Genomic DNA, 18,216 nt, shown 5'->3' with positions numbered 1-18,216 from the left:
CCAGACGCGCATGCAGCCGCTGTTCGCCGATCTGCAGAAGGATCTGGAAGCGATCGTCAACGAGCCGGAAAAGAAGTAAGGCGGTAGCGCCGGGCCATGCCCGGCGAGCGCGAAGCGCGGCCGTTTCATCGCCGAAGCCGCCGGGCAGGGCCCGGCGCTACCGCTACGGCACCTGCCAACCGAACAGGTCCAGCGCCTTGATGCAGAATGTGATGGTGGCGATCCAGACGCGCATGCAGCCGCTGTTCGCCGATCTGCAGAAGGATCTGGAAGCGATCGTCAACGAGCCGGAAAAGAAGTGAGGCGGTAGCGCCGGGCCATGCCCGGCGAGCGCGAAGCGCGGCCGTTTCATCGCAGAAGCCGCCGGGCAGGGCCCGGCGCTACCGCTACGGCACCTGCCAACCGAAAAGATCCAGCGCCTTCTGGAATTCACCGTCGACCGGCGCGCGCACCTCCACCGTGCCGCCATCCGGATGCGGAAAGCGCAGGCGCTCGGCGTGCAGCAGCATGCGGTGCACACCCTGCATGCGGAAGTTGCGGTTGTGCCGGCCATCACCATGGCTGGTATCGCCGATCAGGTGATGTGACAGGTGCTTGAGATGGCGACGGATCTGCCGGAAGCGCCCGGTCAGCGGCTGGCAACGCAGCAGCGCATAGCGCGAGCTGGTGAACTCGCCCACCGGTACCGACAGTTCGCCGGTAGCCAGGCGCTGGAAGTCGGTGACCGCCGGCTTCTTCACCGGCTTGCCGGGACCACCGTCCAGATCGTGGTCGACCTGCCAGGCCTCCTCGGCCGGCCAGCCGCGGCAGATGGCCAGGTAATCCTTGCTCACCTCGCCGCCCATCAACGACTTGCCCAGCGCACTGGCCGCATCACGGTCGAAGGCCAGCAACAGGCAGCCGCTGGTGGCGCGATCCAGGCGATGGACCAGGAAGATCGGCCGGCCCAGCTGCTCGCGCAGGCGATCGGCGAGGAAATCATCTTCGCCACGGGCCAGCTTGCTGTCATGGACCATCAGCCCGGCCGGCTTGTTGACCACGGCCAGCCGTTCATCCAGGTGCAGCAGCTGCAGGGGCGCGGTTTCAGTCTCGACCGCAGCGAGGGTGTCAGGTTCGGTACTCACCGCGCGATTATCCGGATGACACGCTGAATAGGGTAGTGCCGGCCGCTGGCCGGCAACGTCGAGGTCGCCCGATGGCTGCGGTTGCCGGCCAGCGGCCGGCACTACCGCACCAGGCCAGCGACCCGCGCTACCGGGATGGCGCCCGGTCAGGTATTGCGCAGCGCCAGCAGTTCGCCATTGCCCACCGGCACCAGGCTGGTGGTGAACGCCGCGTCGGCGGCCAGCAGGGCGCGCAGCGGCGCCATCTCATCGGCATGCGTGGTGGCGTTGTCGACCACCAGCAGGCCGCCGGGGCGCAGTACCCGACGCAGCTGCGGCCACCAGCCCGCGTACTGCCCGCGATCCGAATCCAGGAACAGCAGGTCGATGCAGCCCTGCGCGGCCTGCGCCAGCCACTGCCCGGCATCACCGTGGACCAGGTTGATGCGCTCGCCCAATCCACTGCGGGCGAAATTCGCGCGGGCCATCGCCACCTTGTCGGCAGCGAACTCCAGCGTGGTCACCTGGCCATCGATCGCGGCCGCTGCTTCGGCCAGCCACAGCGTGGAATAACCGTTGGACGTACCGATCTCCAGCACGCGGCGGGCGTTGCCGAAACGCACCAGCACCGACAGCAGTTCACCGGTGTCGGCGGTGATGTTGAGCATGCGCCGGCCGCGCTCGGTTTCGTTCGCATCGTTGTGGGCGCCGAAGCGGGCCAGTTCATCCTTCAGTGCATCCAGGTCCATCGGCTCGCTCTCCGCGCTGTGGGCAAACACCGGATGGCGATGCACCAGCACCATTCTCGCTGCTTCCACGGCGCGCGTCCGCATCGACGTACTGACGTCATCGGCCTGCCCGGACGCCTTCGCCAATCAACGGCGGCCAATCCCGCTGCCCGCCACGTTGTTGCGCGGCAAGGCCTGCGCCGCGCCTCGGCCGGTTTTCGTAATGTTCCTAGGCCCTGTTCCATCTGGCCATTGCGATAGTCCGCGCCCGCAGCAGTGCGTTCAACACCTCTGCCGCGCTCCCCCTGGATTTCCCGCAAGGACATGGCCATGGCCCACGACATCCTGGCAATCGGCGCCCACCCTGATGACATCGAACTGGGCTGTGGCGGCAGCCTGGCCAAGCTCGCCTTCGCCGGCGCCCGCATCCATGCCCTGGTGCTGAGCCGGGGTGGCCGCGGCTGCCACGATGGTGCCGACCGCAGCGACGAATCACATCGCGCGCTGCGGCAGCTTGGTGTCCGGCAGGTGCTGCAGCACGATTTCCCGGACACCTGTTTTCCCTCCTGCCGCAACGCCATCATCGGTTCGCTGGAGCAGGCGTGCGCGGCCATTCGGCCACAGCGCGTCTACACGATGTGCGGCGAAGACCATCATCAGGACCATCGCACCGTCCATGAAGCTTCGATCGTCGCCTGTCGCAGCGTCCCGCAGATCCTGTGCTACGAAAGCCCGAGCACGCTGCCGCAGTTCGCGCCCCAGGTGTTTGAAGACATCAGCGTGCAGCTGGAACTGAAGATCCGTGCGCTGCGCGAACACGCCAGCCAGGGTGATCGCCATTACATGCAGGAAAGCCATCTGCGCTGCCATGCCCAGTTCCGCGGCCAACAGGTGGGCATCGGCCCCAGCGAGGGCTTCCTGCCCCATCGGCTGGTGCTGTGATGAAGACCCTGCTGTTCCTGGCGATGTGTGCCTTCATCGTCGTGCGCCTGCTGGTCCACGCAACGCGCAGGCCCAGCGGGCAGCTGCGCAGCATCGATGCGATCGTGCCGGCCTACAACGAAGCACCGTGCCTGCAGCGTTCGCTCACCGATCTGCTGCACAACCCGTACATCGCACGGGTTATCTGCGTGAACGATGGTTCCACCGATTCCACCGCGCAGGTACTGGACACGCTGCAGCTGCAGTGGCCAGGCCGCCTGCTTGCCGTGCACCAGGCCAACACCGGCAAGGGCGGAGCGCTGATGCACGGGCTGCAGCATGTGACCACCGCCCAGGTGTTCCTGACCGATGCTGACACCCGCGTCGATCCACGCAGTACCGGCCTGGGGCACCTGCTGGCGGAAATCGAACGGGGCGCCGACGCAGTGGGTGGCGTGCCATCGTCCTGCCTGCAGGGCGCCGGCTTTCTTCCACACGTGCGGGCCAGCCTGAAGCTGCCGATGATCGTCATCAAGCGCAGCTTCCAGCAGTGGCTGGGCGGAGCGCCGTTCATCGTCTCCGGTTCCTGTGGGCTGTTCCGCACCAGCGTGCTGCGGAAGGTGGGTTTTTCCGACCGCACCCGCGTCGAAGACCTGGACATGTCCTGGTCTCTGGTGGCCCAGGGTTACCGGGTACGGCAAAGCATCCGCTGCGTGGTGTACCCGCAGGAATGCAGCACGTTGGTGGAGGAATGGCGCCGCTGGCGGCGCTGGATCGTCGGCTACGCGGTGTGCATGCGCCTGCATCGGCGGTTGCTGCTGACCCGCTTCGGGCTCTTCAGCATCCTGCCGATGATCCTGCTGGCGCTGGTGGGGATCGCCGCTGGGCTGCAGGTGGGATTTGGCGCCGCCAGGGTGCACGGCCCGGCTGGCCTGGTGGTGGCGGTGGTGCCGCTGGTGTGGATCTGCATCGTGATGGCGCTGGGGCTGGTCAGTGCCGTGCACCACCGGCGTCCCTGGCTGGTGCCGGCCGCAGCGTTCTCGGTGCTGTATGTGCTGCTGGCCTATGCGGTCTGGCTGGTCCATGGACTGAAGGGACTGGTCACTGGCCGCGAGCCCGCGCGCGACAAGCCGACGAGGTATCCGCATGTGGTGGAATGACCTGGAGGCAATGGCGGGCGCACTCGCACTGCTGCAACCCGACCTCGATCCGCGCGCGGACATCTCACCACGGGCCACGATGCGTGGCGCGGTGCATGTCGGCGCCGGCAGCCGCATCTGTGATGGCGCCCATATCCAGGGTCCGGTGTCGATCGGGCGCGACTGCCTGATCGGCAACCACGTGCTGCTGCGCGGCCCGCTGTGCATCGGTGACGACACCCGTATCGGCTTCTGCAGCGAGCTCAAGAATACCGTGGTCGGCCGTCGGGTCAGCATCGGTCCGCAGTGCTTCATCGGCGACAGCCGCATCGACGACGACGCCTATCTTGGCGCCCTCGTGCGCACCAGCAACCACCGCCTCGACGGTGCTTCGATCGACGTGCATGTCGACGGCCAGGTCATCAACAGCCAGCGCGACAAGCTTGGCGCGTGGATCGGCGCAGGTGCGGCGCTGGGTGTCGGCGTGATCATCCTGCCCGGTCGCATCATCGCGCCGGGCAGCCAGTTCGGTCCGCGGATCACCGTGGAACGGAATCTGCCCGCAGGCCGCTATCGCCTGCTGCAACACCTGCATTCCCAACCCCTGGAGTAATCACCATGCGATTCATCACCCATGGCGCACTACCGTGCGTCCTGCTGCTGGCCGCCGCCAGCGCCCACGCCGGCGTCGACCGCGTTTCCCTGCAGCTGGACCACACCGAATACAACGAAGGCTTCGGCAAGCGCGACGTGCAGACGATGGATGTAGCCGGTCGCGCGGGCACCAGTCGCTGGCACCTGGGCCTGGCCCACGGCGAGCGCGACTACGGCACCGCCCGCTACAGCGGAAACCGCGCACAGGGTTCACTGCACCACGACTGGTCGGCCTCCTTCGCCACCCGTACATCGCTGATGGCTTCCAACGACGATCCGGTCTTCGTCAACCGCCAGATCAAGCAGGACATTCTGTGGACGGTGGCCAGCAGGACCGTGCTGAGCGTGGGCGGCAAGTACGCCGAATACCACGGCAGCAGTTACGTCAGCGGTTGGTCGATCGGTGCTTCCCACTACTTCCCGCGAGTGACGGCATCGGTCAAGCATGAGCGCCATCGCCAATCCAATGGTCCTGATGGCCACGGCAGCACCATCTCACTTCGCCTGAAGGACAGCCATGGCCATGGCTCGACCCAGCTGTGGCTGGGCACCGGCACCTCGGGCTACACCGCCGAGGCCGACCCGCTGCTGCTGCGCGAGCACGATGCCAAGCGCGTGTTCCTGCGCCGCAGCCAGCCGCTGGGAGAGCACCTGGTGCTCGACGTCGGGCTGGGCAAGACCTGGCACAAGACGCGCCTGGATCGTTTCCAGAGCCTGCATTCGCAGGTGGGGCTGGGCTACCGCTGGTAAGCCGGTCGGCGACGACGGTCCGCTGTCGTCGCTGCTTCAGCAGGTGGCCGTCATCGCCACCACGCACGCGCCAATGCGAACGCTCCGACCGCACCGGACACCCAGCTCCACGCCGGCAGGTCGCCCCAGTACCAGCCCGGCGGCTGCAGCACGTACATCAACGCGGCGATCGCCAGCAGGCCGACGCCGGTGATCGCACCGACCGCATGCTTCTGCAGGCGCTGCACGCTGGCGTCCAGCGCAACCAGATCGCGCGAGCGCATCGCCAGTTCATGGCGACCTTCCACCTGCTGGGTCAGCCAGGCGTGCACCAGGCGCGGCATGTCCGGCGCATGGGTCATGATTTCCGGCAGGCGCTTGCCGATCTCGCGCACTACGCGGCGCGGGCTGTAGCGCTCGCGCAGGATCTTCGCCAGCACCGGCTTGGCCACGGCCCAGATGTCGATCTGCGGGTCCAGCTGGCGGCCGACGCCTTCGATGTTGAGCAGGGTCTTCTGCAGCAGGATCAACTGCGGCTGCAGGGTCAGCTGGTAGCGTTGGGCCACGCGGAACAGCTTCATCAGCACTTCGGCCAGCGAGATCTGCGACAGCGGGCGGGTGAAGTACGGCTCGCACACCGAACGCACCGCCGCTTCCAGATCATCAATGCGCACGTTGTCGGGCATCCAGCGCGCCTGCACGTGCAGTTCGGCGATGCGGCGGTAGTCGCGGTTGAAGATGGCCATGAAGTTCTCGGCCAGGTAGTACTGATCTTCCTGCGAGAGCTGGCCCATGATGCCGAAGTCCAGCGCGATGAAACGCGGGTTGTCGCGGCGCATCGGATCGATGTCGACCCAGATGTTGCCGGCGTGCGCGTCGGCATGGAAGAAGTTGTCGCGGAACACCTGGGTGTAGAACACCCGCACGCCCTTGGCGGCCAGCGCCTTGCGGTCGATGCCGGCCTTGTCCAGCGCGGCGATGTCGTCGGAAGGAATGCCCCATACCCGCTCCAGGGTCAGCGCGCGTTCGGCGGTATGGCTCCAGATCACTTCCGGTACGTACAGGTCGTCGGAGTTCTCCCAGAAACGGCGCAGCACGCTGGCATTGGCGCCTTCGCGCTGCAGGTCCAGCTCGGCCGCCAGGGTGTTCTCCACCTCGGCCACCACTTCGCGCGGGCGGATCTTGTCGGCGCGCGGATGGGTGCGCTCGACCAGCGTCGCCAGCGAGTTGAGCAGGGCGATGTCGGCGTCGATCTGCTTTTCGATGCCCGGGCGCAGCACCTTGACCACCACCTGGCGGCCGTCGGCCAGGGTGGCCGCGTGCACCTGTGCGATCGACGCCGAGGCCAGTGGCTCGGTATCGAAACTGGCGAAGGCTTCGCTGACCGGCAGGCCCAGCGCTTCCTCGACGATGCGGCGTGCGGTCTCGCCGTCGAAGGGCTTGACCCGGTCCTGCAGCAGGGTCAGCTCATTGGCCACGTCCGGCGGCACCAGGTCGCGGCGGGTGGACAGGATCTGCCCGAACTTGACGAAGATCGGCCCCAGGTCCTGCAGCGCCAGGCGCAGGCGTGCACCCCGCGACTGTGCCGCGATGGCGGCCGATGCGCGCGGAACGAACGGCTTGGCCAGGCGCAGCCAGCGCTCGGCCGGGGTGCCCTGCAGCAGGTCGTCGAGGCGGTAACGCAGGATCACCCGGCCGATGCGGCTGGCCCGCAGCAGCGCCTTCATGCGGCACCCCGCAGGCGCTGCACGCGTGCGCCGAGGCGCTCGACATCGTCGCGCAGCACGTCCACGTCATCGTGGAAGGCATCCAGCTCGGCACGTGGCACCACGTCGCGCGATTCCTCGGTGATGAATTCAGCGGCGCTGTGGGCGAGGTCGATCGCGCCCTGGCGGGCATGCTGCAGGGCGCTGCGCAGGGTGTTGGCCACCTGCACGCCCAGCACGTCGCCGAACACGCTGACGAACGGCTGCTGCCAGTCCGGATCGAAGCCCTTGGCCAGCTGCTGCAGGCGCCGCGCCAGCTCGGCATCGCCGGCCACGCGCACGCGGCCCTTGCCGTTGTCAGCGCCCTGGCGGGCACGCGCCAGCAGCGGCAGCTGTGCCAGCACGCCGGCCAGGCTGCTGCGCACGGCCAGGTCGGCTTCCTGCGCATCCACCGGGCCGACACGCAACTGGTCGCCGTCGACGCTGATGCGCATTGCCAGCGGCGGCGCGTCCAGGGTCAGGTCGATATGGCGACCGTCGAGGCTGGCCAGGGCGTGGCGGGTATCCGGATCCAGCGCCAGTGCGCGGTTCAGGGCGATCTGCAGGGCACGGCCAGCGACCGGCTTGAGGGACTTGAGCAGGGAAAGAGCCATGTGCGCATTCTACCTGCGCGGGTGGGGGGCTTGGGCCAGGCTGCCGCCCGGCACCCGCAGACGCAACGGCAACATCAAAAGCCGGAGCAACCGCAACAGCGGGCATTCCGTGGGGAGGCGGGGTGTGTCCGGTAGCCATGGTGCTTGCGGTAGTGCCGGCCGCTGGCCGGCAACCTCAGTCGGTTGGTAGGTGTCGACCTTGGTCGACACGGTAGATCAGGGGCATGCGCAATTGACGCGTGCGAAGGGATTCCTGGTTCATCTGTGCCTCACGCGGAAGGCCGATGAAGGTTCATGCTATGGAGCCACGCAACGCACAGGACATCGCATTTCCATGGCACGGACACGGGTTGGCATCATCTTCGGTGGCAGGTCTTCCGAACACGAAGTTTCGCTGCAGTCGGCGAAGAACATTCTCGACGCACTCGACCGCGAGCGCTTCGAACCGGTGTTGATCGGCATCGACAAGCAGGGACAGTGGCACCTGAGCCAGCCGGACACCTTCCTGCTCAATGCCGAGGATCCGGCGCGCATCGCCCTGCATCCCTCCGGCACCGCGCTGGCGGTTCTGCCCGGCACCGAGCAGGCTCAGCTGCAGCCGACCGATGCGGGCAGCGCGCTGGGGCAGATCGATGTGGTGCTGCCGATCGTGCACGGCCCGCTGGGCGAGGACGGTGCGCTGCAGGGCCTGCTGCGCATGGCCAACCTGCCCTTCGTCGGCTCGCCGGTACTGGGTTCGGCGGTAGCCATGGACAAGGATGTAACCAAGCGCCTGCTGCGCGATGCCGGCCTGCAGGTGGCGCCGTGGGTCTGCATCCGCCGCCATGAAGCCGATACGGTCGATGTCGATGCCCTGATCGCGGCACTCGGCCTGCCGCTGTTCGTGAAGCCGGCCAACCAGGGCTCATCGGTGGGCGTGAGCAAGGTCAAGGACGCCGACGGTTTCGCCGAGGCATTGCAGACTGCGCTGCGCTACGACCACAAGGTTCTGGTGGAATCGGCCGTGGTCGGCCGCGAGATCGAATGCGCGGTGCTCGGCAACGAGCGGCCGCAGGCCAGCATCTGTGGCGAGGTGGTGCTGCACGACGAGTTCTACGCCTACGACACCAAGTACATCAACGAAGATGGCGCCGACGTGGTGGTGCCGGCCGCGATCGACGCGGCGACGCAGGCGCGTATCCAGGACATCGCGCTTCAGGCGTATCAGGTGCTGGAATGCGCCGGCATGGCGCGCGTGGATGTGTTCCTGACCGCGGATGGCCGGATCGTCATCAACGAGGTCAACACGCTGCCCGGCTTCACCCGCATCAGCATGTATCCGAAGCTGTGGGGCGCCAGTGGCGTGGACTACACGGCGCTGATCACGCGCCTGATCGAACTGGCGATGGAACGGCACGACGCCGATCGCCGATTGCACAGCGCGGTGCGCTGACCGCGCTTCGGCAGTACCGGCCGCCGGTCGGCAACCCCGGGTAATCGAGGTTGCCGGCCAGCGGCCGGCGCGACTGTTCAAGCGGTCATGTGCGCTTGCGGAACATCGAGATCACAGCCAGCACCAGGAACACCACGAACAGGATCCAGGCGATGTTGCTGGCGGCACCGGCGATGCCGGAGAAACCGAGCACGGCGGCGATGATGGCGATGACAAAGAAGATGACGGCGTAATGCAGCATGGTGCTCCTCGCAGGTGGTCGGCCGTGGGTGGCGTTGTGTCCATCCTGCGCATCTGCCGGTGTGCAACCGGTGATGGCGATCTCTGCGCGTAATGAAGGCTTCAGCGCGGTGATGCCGCCGTCATGATGCGGCCTTCAGTCGTCGCAGCCCTTCTTCGATGCTGACCTGCGGCACGTAGCCGAAATCGCGGCGCGCCGGCTCCATGCTGTACCAGTGCGGCGTGCACAGCTGCTCGGCCAGGAAGCGCGTCAGCGGCGGCTCGCCACGCAGGCGCAGCAGCGGCCACAGCCGCTCGCAGATCGCGCCGATCCGATACGCCGTCTTGAAGCTGATCGCCTTGTCCACGGTTGGAGCGCCCACCGCCTGCAGCAGCTTGTTGACCAGCTCGCGCATCGGCAGCGGCTCGCCATTGGAAATGAAGTACGCCTTGCCGGCGCACGCAGCGCCCGGTGCCAGCGCCTCGAAGGCGAGGAAATGGGCCAGCGCGGCGTTGTCGATGTACGTGGTATCGACCTTGTTGTTGCCGTCGCCCACCAGGCGCAAACGGCCAGCGCGTGCACGATCGGCCAGGCGTGGCACCAGCTGCTGGTCGCCCGGGCCCCAGATCAACCGCGGACGCAACGCCACGGTTGCCAGGGTCGCGTCATTGGCCGCCAGCACGCGCTGTTCGGCAATCGCCTTGGTCGCCGCGTACGGCGCCTGGAAATCCTCGCCATACGGCACTTCGTCCGCACCCAGTCCTTCCACCGGGTGCGTTGCGCGGTGGGTCACGCTGGGCGTGGAGGTATAGACCAGCCTGCCGATGCCATGCGCGCGGCAGGCGGCGATGACGTTGTCGGTGCCGACCACGTTGGCCTGGTGGTAGCTGTCATAGCTGCCCCACGCACCCGCCTTGGCGCCGTTGTGGAACACCGCATCGACGCCGGCCACCGCATGCAGCACCGCCTGCGGATCGGCCAGGTCACCGCGGATCTGGCCCACGCCCAGCGCCTGCAGTTGCGGGTAGTGGCTGCGGTTGAATGCCAGCACCTGGTGGCCACGTTCGACCAGGCCACGGCACAGCGCCTGGCCAAGGAAACCACCACCACCGGTGACCAGGATCTTCATGCGCGCTTCTCCAGTTCGGCGCGGGCCCAGACGGCGAGCTTCTCGCGGCCGATCTTGGCGTTGTGACGGATATCGACGGGGAACGCCGGATGCATCAGCACGTGGTCCAGCTTCATCTCGGGCAGACGCGCAGCGGCCGTGGCATGCAGCGCCTCGCGCAGAGCAGGGCTGTCGGACTGGCCACGCTGCAGCTCCACGCACAGCACCGGCACCTGCGCACCGGCCGCGCCGACACCCACCAGCGCCGTGCGTGCCACGCCGGGTACGGTGTTGAACACCGGCTCGACCTGTTCGGTGTACAGCGGTCCGTGGGCGGTTTCCACGCGATGGGTCTTGCGGCCACAGAACCACAGCCGTCCCTGCGCATCGAAGTAGCCGACATCGCCCATGCGATGCACGATGCGGACGCTGCCATCGGACAGGGTTTCGCTGATCTTCGCCGCCGCCGTCGCCTGCGGACGGTTGAAATAACTGTCGGTGGCGGTCGGTCCGGCCACGGTGATCTCACCGATCTCGTCCACGGCCAGTACGCGCGCCTGCGACCAGTCCGGCAGCGGCGCATCATCGATGGCGATGATGCGCACCTCGTTCGGTGCGACCACGCTGCCGACGCAGGTGCCAGCACCGGCCTCGGTGGCCGCGCGCGTACGCTCCAGCTCGCGACCCTCGACCACCGCCACCGGCAGGCACTCGGTGGCGCCATACGGTGTCCAGAACTGGGCATCGGCCGGCAGCAGGCTGCGGATGGTAGCGACCACGTCCGGCGGCACCGGCGCACCGGCCGAGGTCACCCGGGTCACCGTCGGCAACGGCCGCCCGTGCCGCGCCAGCACCCGCATCAGCGCGGGCGAGCCGAACAGCTGGGTCACGCCAAAACGCTGGATGGCGTCATGCAGGCGCGCCGGGTCGGCCTGGGCCGGCCGGGTCGGATCCATGTCCGGAATCACCGAGGTCAGGCCCAGTGCCGGATCGAACAGCGCAAACGGCGGGAAGGTCGGCAGGTCCACCCCACCCGCCTCCATTCCGAAGGCGCTGCCCAGCAGCTCGATCTGGCCGACGAAGTGGCGGTGGCGGTAAACCACGCCCTTGGGCACGCCGGTGGAGCCGCTGGTGAACAGGATCGCCGCCGTGTCTTCGCCATCGGTGTCGGCCAGCATCGGGCCGCTGTTGGCGCCGGCACGCTCCAGCGCGGCCAGCGTGGTACCACCCCAGCCCAGGCGGCGGCCGACCGTCACCAGGCGGGTCGCCGAAGGCGCCCAGCGCAGCGCCAGCCGCGCCACGTGGGCCAGCGGGATGCCGATGAAGGCCTGTGGCCGTGCCTCGTCCAGGCATTGTTTCAGCGCGCGCTTGTCGATGCCCGGATCGACCAGCACCGGCACCGCGCCCAGCTTGAACAGGGCGAACATCAACAGGAAGAACTCCGGCGACGGCCGCACCATCACCACCGTGCGCACCCCGCGGCCGATGCCGTAACCGGCCAGGCCGGCCGCCATCGCATCGCTGCGGGCGTCCAGCTGGCGGTAGTCCAGGGTCACGTCGTAGGCGGCCATGCCGTTGCCGGCGCCGCGGCGCCCGGGGCAGCGGATGGCGATCTGGTCGGGGCGTTCACGCGCCAGCTCGGGCAGCCGCGCGGCGATGTTGCAGGATCGGTTCATCCGTTCATTGTCGCCGCTTACGGAATTTCTTGCGCGGCGGCCGCCAGCGTGGAAAATCCGCATCCTCGTCCCTTTCCCGATGCCGCCCGAGGCGGCTTGCCCATGCAACATCCCTGCATGACCTGCGGCGCCTGCTGCACCCAGTACCGCGTGGCCTTCCACTGGATGGAATCGGACGAGGTCACCCCCGGCGGCGTGCCACACCAGCTCACCGAGGTGCTCGACCCGCACCGCCTGTGCATGCGCGGCACCCATTCCAAGCCGGTGCGCTGCGTGGCGCTGGACGCGCAGATCGGCGTCTATTCGCGCTGCACGATCCACCCCAACCGCCCCAGCGTGTGCCGCGAGGTGGATGCATCGTGGGAATACGGCAAGGCCAGCCCGCAGTGCGACAAGGCCCGCATCGCCTATGGGCTGGATCCGCTGACCCTGGCCGACTGGCGCTGGCGCGACGGTGCGGACAACGACGACGACCACCCGGACGACAACGGCAACAGCCCCTCGCCACAGGCGCCGATCGCGGCATGACATGCGTGCCGACCAACGGTCGGCACCCACCCATCCCTTCCCCGGGCGTGCCGACCAACGGTCGGCACCCACCCGTTCACTCTCCCGGTGGGTGCCGACCGTTGGTCGGCACACTCTTCAGATCGGGTTCTTGTCCAGGAACGCCCGGATCTCCGGCACCAGCACTTCATGCTTGTCTTCCAGCACGTAGTGGCCGGCATCCTCGAAGGCATGCACCTGCGCCTTCGGCAACGCTGCCTGGAAGCCCTTCAGGAAGTGGTGGTCGAACACGAAATCACGCAGGCCCCAGCCGAGGAAGACCGGACGATCGGCGAACGACGGCAGCGCCTTGCCGGCGCGCTCCAGCAATGACCACGCGTTGTCGGCCGGCGACAGCGGAATATCCTGCATGAAGCGGATGGTGCTGATGCGGTTGGCGTAGCTGTTGTACGGCGACACGTAAGCGCGGCGCACATCGGCCGGCATCTTCCGCTCCACGCCCAGCCACGACGCACCGGAGGAGAACGCATTGAAGGTGCGGATGATCCACTCGCCGATCTTCCAGTGCCGGCCCAGCGCGATCTGCCACGGCATCTTCTTGGCCGCCGGCATCGGGAACGCGGCGGTGTTGAGCACCACCAGGCGCTTGACCTGGTCGTGGTGCGACAGCGCCCAGCCGAAGCCGATCATGCCGCCCCAGTCGTGCACGGCCAGCGTCACCGGGCCGGTGATGCCCAGATGCTTCAGCAGCGCATCCAGATCATCCACCCGCGACTGCAGCGTGTACGCGTAGCGGCTGTCGTCGGGCTTGTCCGACAGGCCCATGCCGATATGGTCGGGCACGATGCAGCGGTACCTGTCCGACAGGCCGGCCACCAGCGTGCGCCAGTAATAGCTCCACGACGGGTTGCCGTGCACCATCACCACCACTTCGCCGTCGCGCGGGCCTTCGTCGAGATAGTTCATCGACAGGCCGGGGCGGACCTCGAAACGCTGCGGGTGGGTGGGGTAACCGGGAAGCTGGGACATCGGATCGCACCTGTAGAAAGGGCCGGTAGAACCGGCCCTTGGACACTTGGAAACATCATCGCTGTCCGTCGCGAGCGGTTGGCTGGCAGGTGCGGACGGCGCGCAGCAGGTCAACGGTGACTTTTTACCAGACCACTTCGGCCATCGAGCAGTTCAGGCCCGAGCCGATGCCCAGAAGCGCGATGCGGTCGCCCTTCTTCAGCTTGCCCAGCTGCTTGAGCTTGCTCAGCACGATCGGCACCGAGGCCGGACCGATGTTGCCGTGCTCGCCGAAGATGGTCATGACCTTCTTCGGGTCGATGCCGAAATTCTTGATGAACGCCGCGGTGTGCGGCTGGCTGACCTGGTGGATGACGAACTGGTCCAGCTCTTCCACGGCCCAGCCCAGCGCGATCTTGGCGGCGGTGAAGGTCTTCTGGGCCAGCTTGATGCCCTCGATCAGCAGCATGCGGGTGTCGGTGACCATGCGGTCCAGGTTGCCCAGGCACAGCTGGTTCCACTCGGTGGCCGAGCGGGTCACACCACCCTTGTAGCGCGGCGCGTCGGGCACCAGCTCCGAACGGGCCATCACCATCGCGGCTGCACCGGAACCGGTGGTCAGCGCCGCCAGCTCGTTGCGGAAGTCGTCGGCGGTGACGTCCGGCGCGGTCATCCGCTCCAGGGTCTTTTCGTACACCAGGTTGGCGGTCTCGCCATCCACCACCAGCGCATAGTCGATCTCACCGCGCTCAAGCATGCGCGCAGCGATGTCCATGCCGTTGATGAAGGCCAGGCAGGCATTGGCGACGTCGAAGGTCATGCACTCGTCGCTGACACCGAGGTTGCCGGACACGATGGAAGCGGTGGACGGCTCCAGGTAGTCACGGCTGACCGAGGTGTTGACCAACAGGCCCACCTGCGTCGCATCGATGCCTGCGTCTTCCAGCGCCTTGCGGCCAGCCATGGTGGCCGCATCGGACGCCAGGACACCGTTGTCCCACAGGCGGCGCGCGTGGATGCCGGCGATGTCGCCGAGGACGTCGGTACGGATACCAAGGCGATCCAGGGTCGGCTGCAGGCGTTCGTTGATTTCCTTGGTCGTCAGCGTGTGCGGCGCATCAACGTGAGCCAGGCCGGCAATCGAGACATTCTTGAAGAGCATCGAGGTTAGCGCCAAGGCTCAGGCAAAGGGGGCGCTATTCTATAACCCCCCGGGCCTTCACCGCATCTTTACGAATTCAGCCTTGGCCGTATGGTGAAGGATTCAGCGCGGCGGGCACTGGAAGGCGGCGAAGCGCTGGCTGCCATCGGCAGGGGCCGCAGCAGCCTGCACGGCATTGGCGCCGGTGGTCGGGGCCTCGTTGCGGGCCAGGGTTTCCAGCTCTTCCTGCACGCGCAGCGGGTTGCGGTTGTAGAAGGCGACCTTGCTCTTCACGGTCACCACCACTTCGCCCTTGGAGATGCAGCCGGCCGGTACCGGGCCTGCCGGCAGCACGCGGGTCGCCTTGCCGGCCGGTTCGATCGGCACCCAGGTGCAGGCGGTGACGGTGAGCAACAGGGACGACAGCAGCAGAACGCGCATGGGCAGGATCCTGGAAGGGAATGTCAGGAGTGTGCCTGAACCGTCTGAATCAGGGATAGCCGAAGAAGGCTGCGGTGGCGCCGGGCCATGCCCGGCGGTTCTTCGAAGGCGTCCAGATGCCGCGCTGCGCGCTCGCCGGGCACGGCCCGGCGCTACCGGCAGGTGCCTGCCCGCCGGAGCGGGCAGGCACATCCCTTACTTCTTGACCGGGTTGCCTTCGGCATCGATCACGGTCACTTCGCCCAGGTTCAAGGCGCGCACGGCCGCTTCGGTCTGCTTGAGGTCACCCACCACCACCCAGGTCAGCGCCTGCGGCTTGATCTCCGCAGCCGCCTGCTGCACCTGTGCCGGGGTCATCGCTTCGATCTCGGCCTTGCGGCGCAGCACGTAGTCGTCCGGACGCTTGAACTGCACGATCGTGCCGATGGTCGAGGCCACCGCGCTGGCGGTCTCGTAGGCGCCGGGCAGGCTCAGCGTCTGGATGTTGCGGATGCGCGCCACTTCCGCGTCGGTCGCCGGCTTGCTGCCGTTGGCGAACTCGGCGATCTCCTTGCGCATTTCCGCCATGGCCGGGCCGGTCTTGTCGATCTGCACCGGTGCCATCGCCATCCACGGGCGCTGGCCCACGGTGTTGCTGGCGCTGGTGCGGGCGCCGTAGGACCAGTGCTTGTCCTCGCGCAGGTTCATGTTCAGGCGCGAAGTGAAGTCACCACCGATCACGCCGTTGGCGATGTCGAAGCGGGTCGAGCTGGCGTCGCTGGACGGCGGCACGACCTGGCCGGCGAACAGGTTGGCCTGCACCGCGCCCGGCTGGTCGATCAGGAACACGCGCGGGCTCTTCGGCAGCGCCACCGCAGTGGTGGCCTTGATCGTCGGCGCATCACCGGTGGCCTTCCAGTCGCCCAGCTGCTTGTCCAGCAGCGGCACGATCTCGGCCAGGGTGGTATCGCCAACCACGATCAGGGTGCCGTCCTGCGGGCGCAGCCAGTCGCGGTGGAAGTCGACCAGGTCCTCGCGGCCCAGGGTGCGGATCGCCGCCTCGTCACCGCTGCCGGTGAACGGGATCGCGTACGGGTGGCCCTTGCCGTACAGCAGCGGCGGCAGCACGCGCATGGCCACTGCGTTCGGGTTGACCTTCTCCTGCTGGATGCCAGCGATCCAGGTCGCCTTGACCCGGTCGATCTCGCTCTGCTCGAAGCGCGGCTCGCGCAGCAGATCGCGGTACAGGGCCAGCGATGGCACCAGGTTCTCCTTCAGGGCCGACATGTCGACGGTCACCGAATCCAGGCCGGCACCGGCGTCCAGGCTGGCACCCAGCGCATCGGCTGCATCGGCGAAGGCCAGCGAGCCGAGCTTGCCGGCGCCTTCGGTCATCAGGTTCATGGTGAAGTTGGCGGTGCCCGGCTTGCGGCCCTGGTCGGCGGTGAAGCCACCCGGGAACTGGTAGCTGAACTGCACCACCGGAATCTCGTGGCGCTCGGCCAGCACCACCTGGGTGCCGTTCTTCAGCGTGGCGCGCTGCAGGGCCGGGAACTTCAGCTGCGGGAACTCGCGGGTCTGCGGCACGCCTGCCTTGCGGTCCACCTGCTCGGGCAGGGTGCTGTACCGGCTGTCGACCGCCGGCACGGTGAACGGCTTCGGCGCCTGCGTGGGATCTTCCTTCAGCGCCACGCGTTCACCCGGCTCGACCACCAGGGTGTGGCTGCCCTTGTCCAGCCACTGCGCGCCCAGGCGCTTGAGGTCGGCAGCGGTGGCCTTGTCGATGTTGGCCAGCGAGGTGCGGAAGCAGCCCGGGTCGCCGGTGTAGACCGTGCACTCGGCCAGCGCATCGGCCTTGCCACCGAAGCCACCGATGCGCTCGATGCCGCGGATGAACGCCGCGCGCGAGCCGGTCTTGGCGCGTGCCAGTTCTTCGGCGGTCGGGCCCTCCTTGAGCAGGCGCTCGATTTCCTCATCGATGATCTTTTCGACCTTGGCCGGATCCTGGCCCTGCTTCACCGTGGCCATCACCATGAAGTTGGAACCCAGCTGCGAGGCGTAGGCGCCGGCGCTGATGTTGTCCACCAGCTTGTCCTGGTGCTGCAGGCGCTGGCTCAGGCGCGAAGACTTGGCGCCGCCGAGCACATAGGCCAGCAGCTGCAGCTGGTCGACGTCGGTGGTGCCGACCTGCGCCACGTTCCAGGCGCGGTAGATGCGTGCCTGCGGCACCTTGTCGGTCATCACCTCGCGGGTGTCGGCCGGCCGCTTGGCCACGTCCACCTTCGGCTGCGCCATGGTCGGGCCGGCCGGGATGCTGCCGAAGTACCTGGCGGCTTTTTCCTTGGCGGTGGCCAGATCAATGTCACCGGCCAGCACCAGTACCGCGTTGTTCGGGCCGTACCAGGTGCGGAACCAGGTCTTGACGTCGTCCAGCGAGGCGGCGTTGAGATCGTTCATCGAGCCGATCACGCTGTGGTGGTACGGGTGGCCCACCGGATACAGCGCGCGGTTGAGCTGTTCCCACACCTGGCCATAGGGCTGGTTTTCGCCCTGGCGCTTCTCGTTCTGCACCACGCCACGCTGTTCGTCGAGCGCAGCCTGGTCGATCGCACCCACCAGATGGCCCATGCGGTCCGATTCCATCCACAAGGCCATGTCCAGCGCGGTGGTCGGCACGTTCTCGAAATAGTTGGTGCGGTCGGTATTGGTGGTGCCGTTCTGGCCGGTCGCACCCACCTGCTTGAAGGGTTCGAAGTACTCGCCGTCGTGGTTCTCGCTGCTCTGGAACATCAGGTGTTCAAACAGATGCGCGAAGCCGGTGCGACCGGCGGGCTCGTCCTTGCTGCCGACGTGGTACCAGATGTTGACCGCAACGATCGGTGCCTTGCGATCGGTATGCACCACCACGCGCAGGCCGTTGGGCAGGGTGAACTGCTCGAACGGGATATCGACCTTGCTGGTCGCGGCCGGCTTGGCCGCCAGCGCGTAGGTCGGCGCGAGCGTGCCGAGGGCAGTACTGAGGGCAACAGCGAGCAGCGCGGCGCGCGGGCGCAGGGTGAGCGACATATCCA

The 18,216-nt window shown here is 67.4% G+C and carries 17 protein-coding genes and 1 pseudogene; 7 read left to right on the top strand and 11 right to left on the bottom strand.

Annotation, left to right across the window (positions count from 1 at the left end; all coding sequences use genetic code 11):
* Positions 1-194: 194 nt before the first annotated feature.
* A pseudogene (locus ACUXVE_RS04170) lies at positions 195-302 on the top strand (DUF2059 domain-containing protein); the annotation flags it as partial.
* An 84-nt stretch (positions 303-386) separates the two neighbouring features.
* Here ACUXVE_RS04170 and ACUXVE_RS04165 read toward each other — a convergent pair.
* Together ACUXVE_RS04165 and ACUXVE_RS04160 are read right to left on the bottom strand one after the other, a co-directional pair.
* Positions 387-1,124, bottom strand: coding sequence for a pseudouridine synthase (locus ACUXVE_RS04165; protein ID WP_445513889.1), 738 nt, complete (start codon positions 1,122-1,124; stop codon positions 387-389).
* Positions 1,125-1,270: 146 nt separating this feature from the next.
* Entirely contained in the window at positions 1,271-1,852 is a 582-nt protein-coding gene (locus ACUXVE_RS04160) for an O-methyltransferase (protein WP_222391052.1), read from the bottom strand.
* 309 nt (positions 1,853-2,161) lie between these two features.
* Between ACUXVE_RS04160 and ACUXVE_RS04155 the strand changes: the two genes are divergently transcribed.
* The 4 genes from ACUXVE_RS04155 to ACUXVE_RS04140 are packed head-to-tail and all read left to right on the top strand — an operon-like array spanning position 2,162 to position 5,295.
* Complete coding sequence (locus ACUXVE_RS04155) at positions 2,162-2,773, top strand: PIG-L deacetylase family protein (RefSeq protein ID WP_093820905.1); 612 nt, start codon at positions 2,162-2,164, stop codon at positions 2,771-2,773.
* Positions 2,773-3,912, top strand: coding sequence for a glycosyltransferase (locus tag ACUXVE_RS04150; protein ID WP_445513888.1), 1,140 nt, complete (start codon positions 2,773-2,775; stop codon positions 3,910-3,912). The genes ACUXVE_RS04155 and ACUXVE_RS04150 overlap by 1 nt, the downstream gene beginning before the upstream one ends.
* Positions 3,899-4,504, top strand: a complete 606-nt coding sequence (locus tag ACUXVE_RS04145; RefSeq protein ID WP_222387968.1) for an acetyltransferase — start codon at positions 3,899-3,901, stop codon at positions 4,502-4,504. Before ACUXVE_RS04150 ends, ACUXVE_RS04145 begins: the two co-directional genes overlap by 14 nt.
* A gap of 5 nt (positions 4,505-4,509) precedes the next feature.
* Entirely contained in the window at positions 4,510-5,295 is a 786-nt protein-coding gene (locus ACUXVE_RS04140; RefSeq protein ID WP_222387969.1) for a YaiO family outer membrane beta-barrel protein, read from the top strand.
* Between the two features lie 50 nt (positions 5,296-5,345).
* On the opposite strand, the gene ubiB is transcribed toward ACUXVE_RS04140, so the two are convergent.
* Positions 5,346-7,001 (bottom strand): ubiquinone biosynthesis regulatory protein kinase UbiB, encoded by a 1,656-nt coding sequence (ubiB, locus tag ACUXVE_RS04135; protein ID WP_222387970.1) that lies wholly within the window; start codon positions 6,999-7,001, stop codon positions 5,346-5,348.
* Positions 6,998-7,633, bottom strand: coding sequence for a ubiquinone biosynthesis accessory factor UbiJ (locus ACUXVE_RS04130; protein WP_025875838.1), 636 nt, complete (start codon positions 7,631-7,633; stop codon positions 6,998-7,000). Before ACUXVE_RS04130 ends, ubiB begins: the two co-directional genes overlap by 4 nt.
* Before the next feature lie 334 nt (positions 7,634-7,967).
* Between ACUXVE_RS04130 and ddlA the strand changes: the two genes are divergently transcribed.
* Positions 7,968-9,065 (top strand): D-alanine--D-alanine ligase, encoded by a 1,098-nt coding sequence (ddlA, locus tag ACUXVE_RS04125; RefSeq protein WP_445513887.1) that lies wholly within the window; start codon positions 7,968-7,970, stop codon positions 9,063-9,065.
* Positions 9,066-9,150: 85 nt separating this feature from the next.
* Here ddlA and ACUXVE_RS04120 read toward each other — a convergent pair whose 3' ends face one another.
* The 3 genes from ACUXVE_RS04120 to oleC form a co-directional block, all read right to left on the bottom strand.
* Positions 9,151-9,306 (bottom strand): DUF1328 domain-containing protein, encoded by a 156-nt coding sequence (locus tag ACUXVE_RS04120; RefSeq protein WP_025875842.1) that lies wholly within the window; start codon positions 9,304-9,306, stop codon positions 9,151-9,153.
* A gap of 121 nt (positions 9,307-9,427) precedes the next feature.
* Positions 9,428-10,414, bottom strand: coding sequence for a 2-alkyl-3-oxoalkanoate reductase (gene oleD / locus ACUXVE_RS04115; RefSeq protein ID WP_025875844.1), 987 nt, complete (start codon positions 10,412-10,414; stop codon positions 9,428-9,430).
* The gene (oleC, locus tag ACUXVE_RS04110; RefSeq protein WP_445513886.1) at positions 10,411-12,069 is read right to left on the bottom strand and encodes an olefin beta-lactone synthetase; all 1,659 of its coding nucleotides are present in this window, start codon (positions 12,067-12,069) and stop codon (positions 10,411-10,413) included. The genes oleD and oleC overlap by 4 nt, the downstream gene beginning before the upstream one ends.
* Positions 12,070-12,171: 102 nt before the next feature.
* Between oleC and ACUXVE_RS04105 the strand changes: the two genes are divergently transcribed.
* Positions 12,172-12,597: a YkgJ family cysteine cluster protein gene (locus ACUXVE_RS04105; protein ID WP_025875849.1), complete on the top strand. Its 426-nt coding sequence runs from the start codon at positions 12,172-12,174 to the stop codon at positions 12,595-12,597.
* Between the two features lie 117 nt (positions 12,598-12,714).
* Here ACUXVE_RS04105 and ACUXVE_RS04100 read toward each other — a convergent pair whose 3' ends face one another.
* From ACUXVE_RS04100 to ACUXVE_RS04085, 4 genes are all read right to left on the bottom strand, one after another.
* Complete coding sequence (locus ACUXVE_RS04100; RefSeq protein ID WP_445513885.1) at positions 12,715-13,605, bottom strand: alpha/beta fold hydrolase; 891 nt, start codon at positions 13,603-13,605, stop codon at positions 12,715-12,717.
* Between the two features lie 124 nt (positions 13,606-13,729).
* Entirely contained in the window at positions 13,730-14,746 is a 1,017-nt protein-coding gene (locus ACUXVE_RS04095; RefSeq protein WP_093820830.1) for a 3-oxoacyl-ACP synthase III, read from the bottom strand.
* 102 nt (positions 14,747-14,848) lie between these two features.
* Positions 14,849-15,166 carry a DUF4156 domain-containing protein gene (locus ACUXVE_RS04090; protein ID WP_445513884.1) on the bottom strand — a complete coding sequence of 106 codons (318 nt, stop codon included), beginning with the start codon at positions 15,164-15,166 and terminating at the stop codon, positions 14,849-14,851.
* Between the two features lie 195 nt (positions 15,167-15,361).
* Positions 15,362-18,211 carry a M16 family metallopeptidase gene (locus tag ACUXVE_RS04085; protein ID WP_222391054.1) on the bottom strand — a complete coding sequence of 950 codons (2,850 nt, stop codon included), beginning with the start codon at positions 18,209-18,211 and terminating at the stop codon, positions 15,362-15,364.
* Between the last annotated feature and the right edge of the window lie 5 nt (positions 18,212-18,216).

This window comes from Stenotrophomonas sp. 3(2025), assembly GCF_052665395.1.
The sequence above is the reverse complement of the archived record's forward strand: the minus strand, read 5'-3'. Positions and strand labels throughout refer to the sequence as shown.

Bases quoted from the DNA above. Each gene is read 5' to 3' on its own strand.
- ACUXVE_RS04130 (WP_025875838.1), bottom strand. From the start codon at position 7,633: ATGGCTCTTTCCCTGCTCAAGTCCCTCAAGCCGGTCGCTGGCCGTGCC.
- oleD (WP_025875844.1), bottom strand. From the start codon at position 10,414: ATGAAGATCCTGGTCACCGGTGGTGGTGGTTTCCTTGGCCAGGCGCTG.
- ACUXVE_RS04145 (WP_222387968.1), top strand. From the start codon at position 3,899: ATGTGGTGGAATGACCTGGAGGCAATGGCGGGCGCACTCGCACTGCTG.
- ACUXVE_RS04100 (WP_445513885.1), bottom strand. From the start codon at position 13,605: ATGTCCCAGCTTCCCGGTTACCCCACCCACCCGCAGCGTTTCGAGGTC.
- ACUXVE_RS04105 (WP_025875849.1), top strand. From the start codon at position 12,172: ATGCAACATCCCTGCATGACCTGCGGCGCCTGCTGCACCCAGTACCGC.
- ACUXVE_RS04150 (WP_445513888.1), top strand. From the start codon at position 2,773: ATGAAGACCCTGCTGTTCCTGGCGATGTGTGCCTTCATCGTCGTGCGC.
- ACUXVE_RS04160 (WP_222391052.1), bottom strand. From the start codon at position 1,852: ATGGACCTGGATGCACTGAAGGATGAACTGGCCCGCTTCGGCGCCCAC.
- ACUXVE_RS04155 (WP_093820905.1), top strand. From the start codon at position 2,162: ATGGCCCACGACATCCTGGCAATCGGCGCCCACCCTGATGACATCGAA.
- ACUXVE_RS04120 (WP_025875842.1), bottom strand. From the start codon at position 9,306: ATGCTGCATTACGCCGTCATCTTCTTTGTCATCGCCATCATCGCCGCC.
- ACUXVE_RS04140 (WP_222387969.1), top strand. From the start codon at position 4,510: ATGCGATTCATCACCCATGGCGCACTACCGTGCGTCCTGCTGCTGGCC.
- ACUXVE_RS04085 (WP_222391054.1), bottom strand. From the start codon at position 18,211: ATGTCGCTCACCCTGCGCCCGCGCGCCGCGCTGCTCGCTGTTGCCCTC.
- ACUXVE_RS04095 (WP_093820830.1), bottom strand. From the start codon at position 14,746: ATGCTCTTCAAGAATGTCTCGATTGCCGGCCTGGCTCACGTTGATGCG.
- ubiB (WP_222387970.1), bottom strand. From the start codon at position 7,001: ATGAAGGCGCTGCTGCGGGCCAGCCGCATCGGCCGGGTGATCCTGCGT.
- ACUXVE_RS04090 (WP_445513884.1), bottom strand. From the start codon at position 15,166: ATGCGCGTTCTGCTGCTGTCGTCCCTGTTGCTCACCGTCACCGCCTGC.
- ddlA (WP_445513887.1), top strand. From the start codon at position 7,968: ATGGCACGGACACGGGTTGGCATCATCTTCGGTGGCAGGTCTTCCGAA.
- oleC (WP_445513886.1), bottom strand. From the start codon at position 12,069: ATGAACCGATCCTGCAACATCGCCGCGCGGCTGCCCGAGCTGGCGCGT.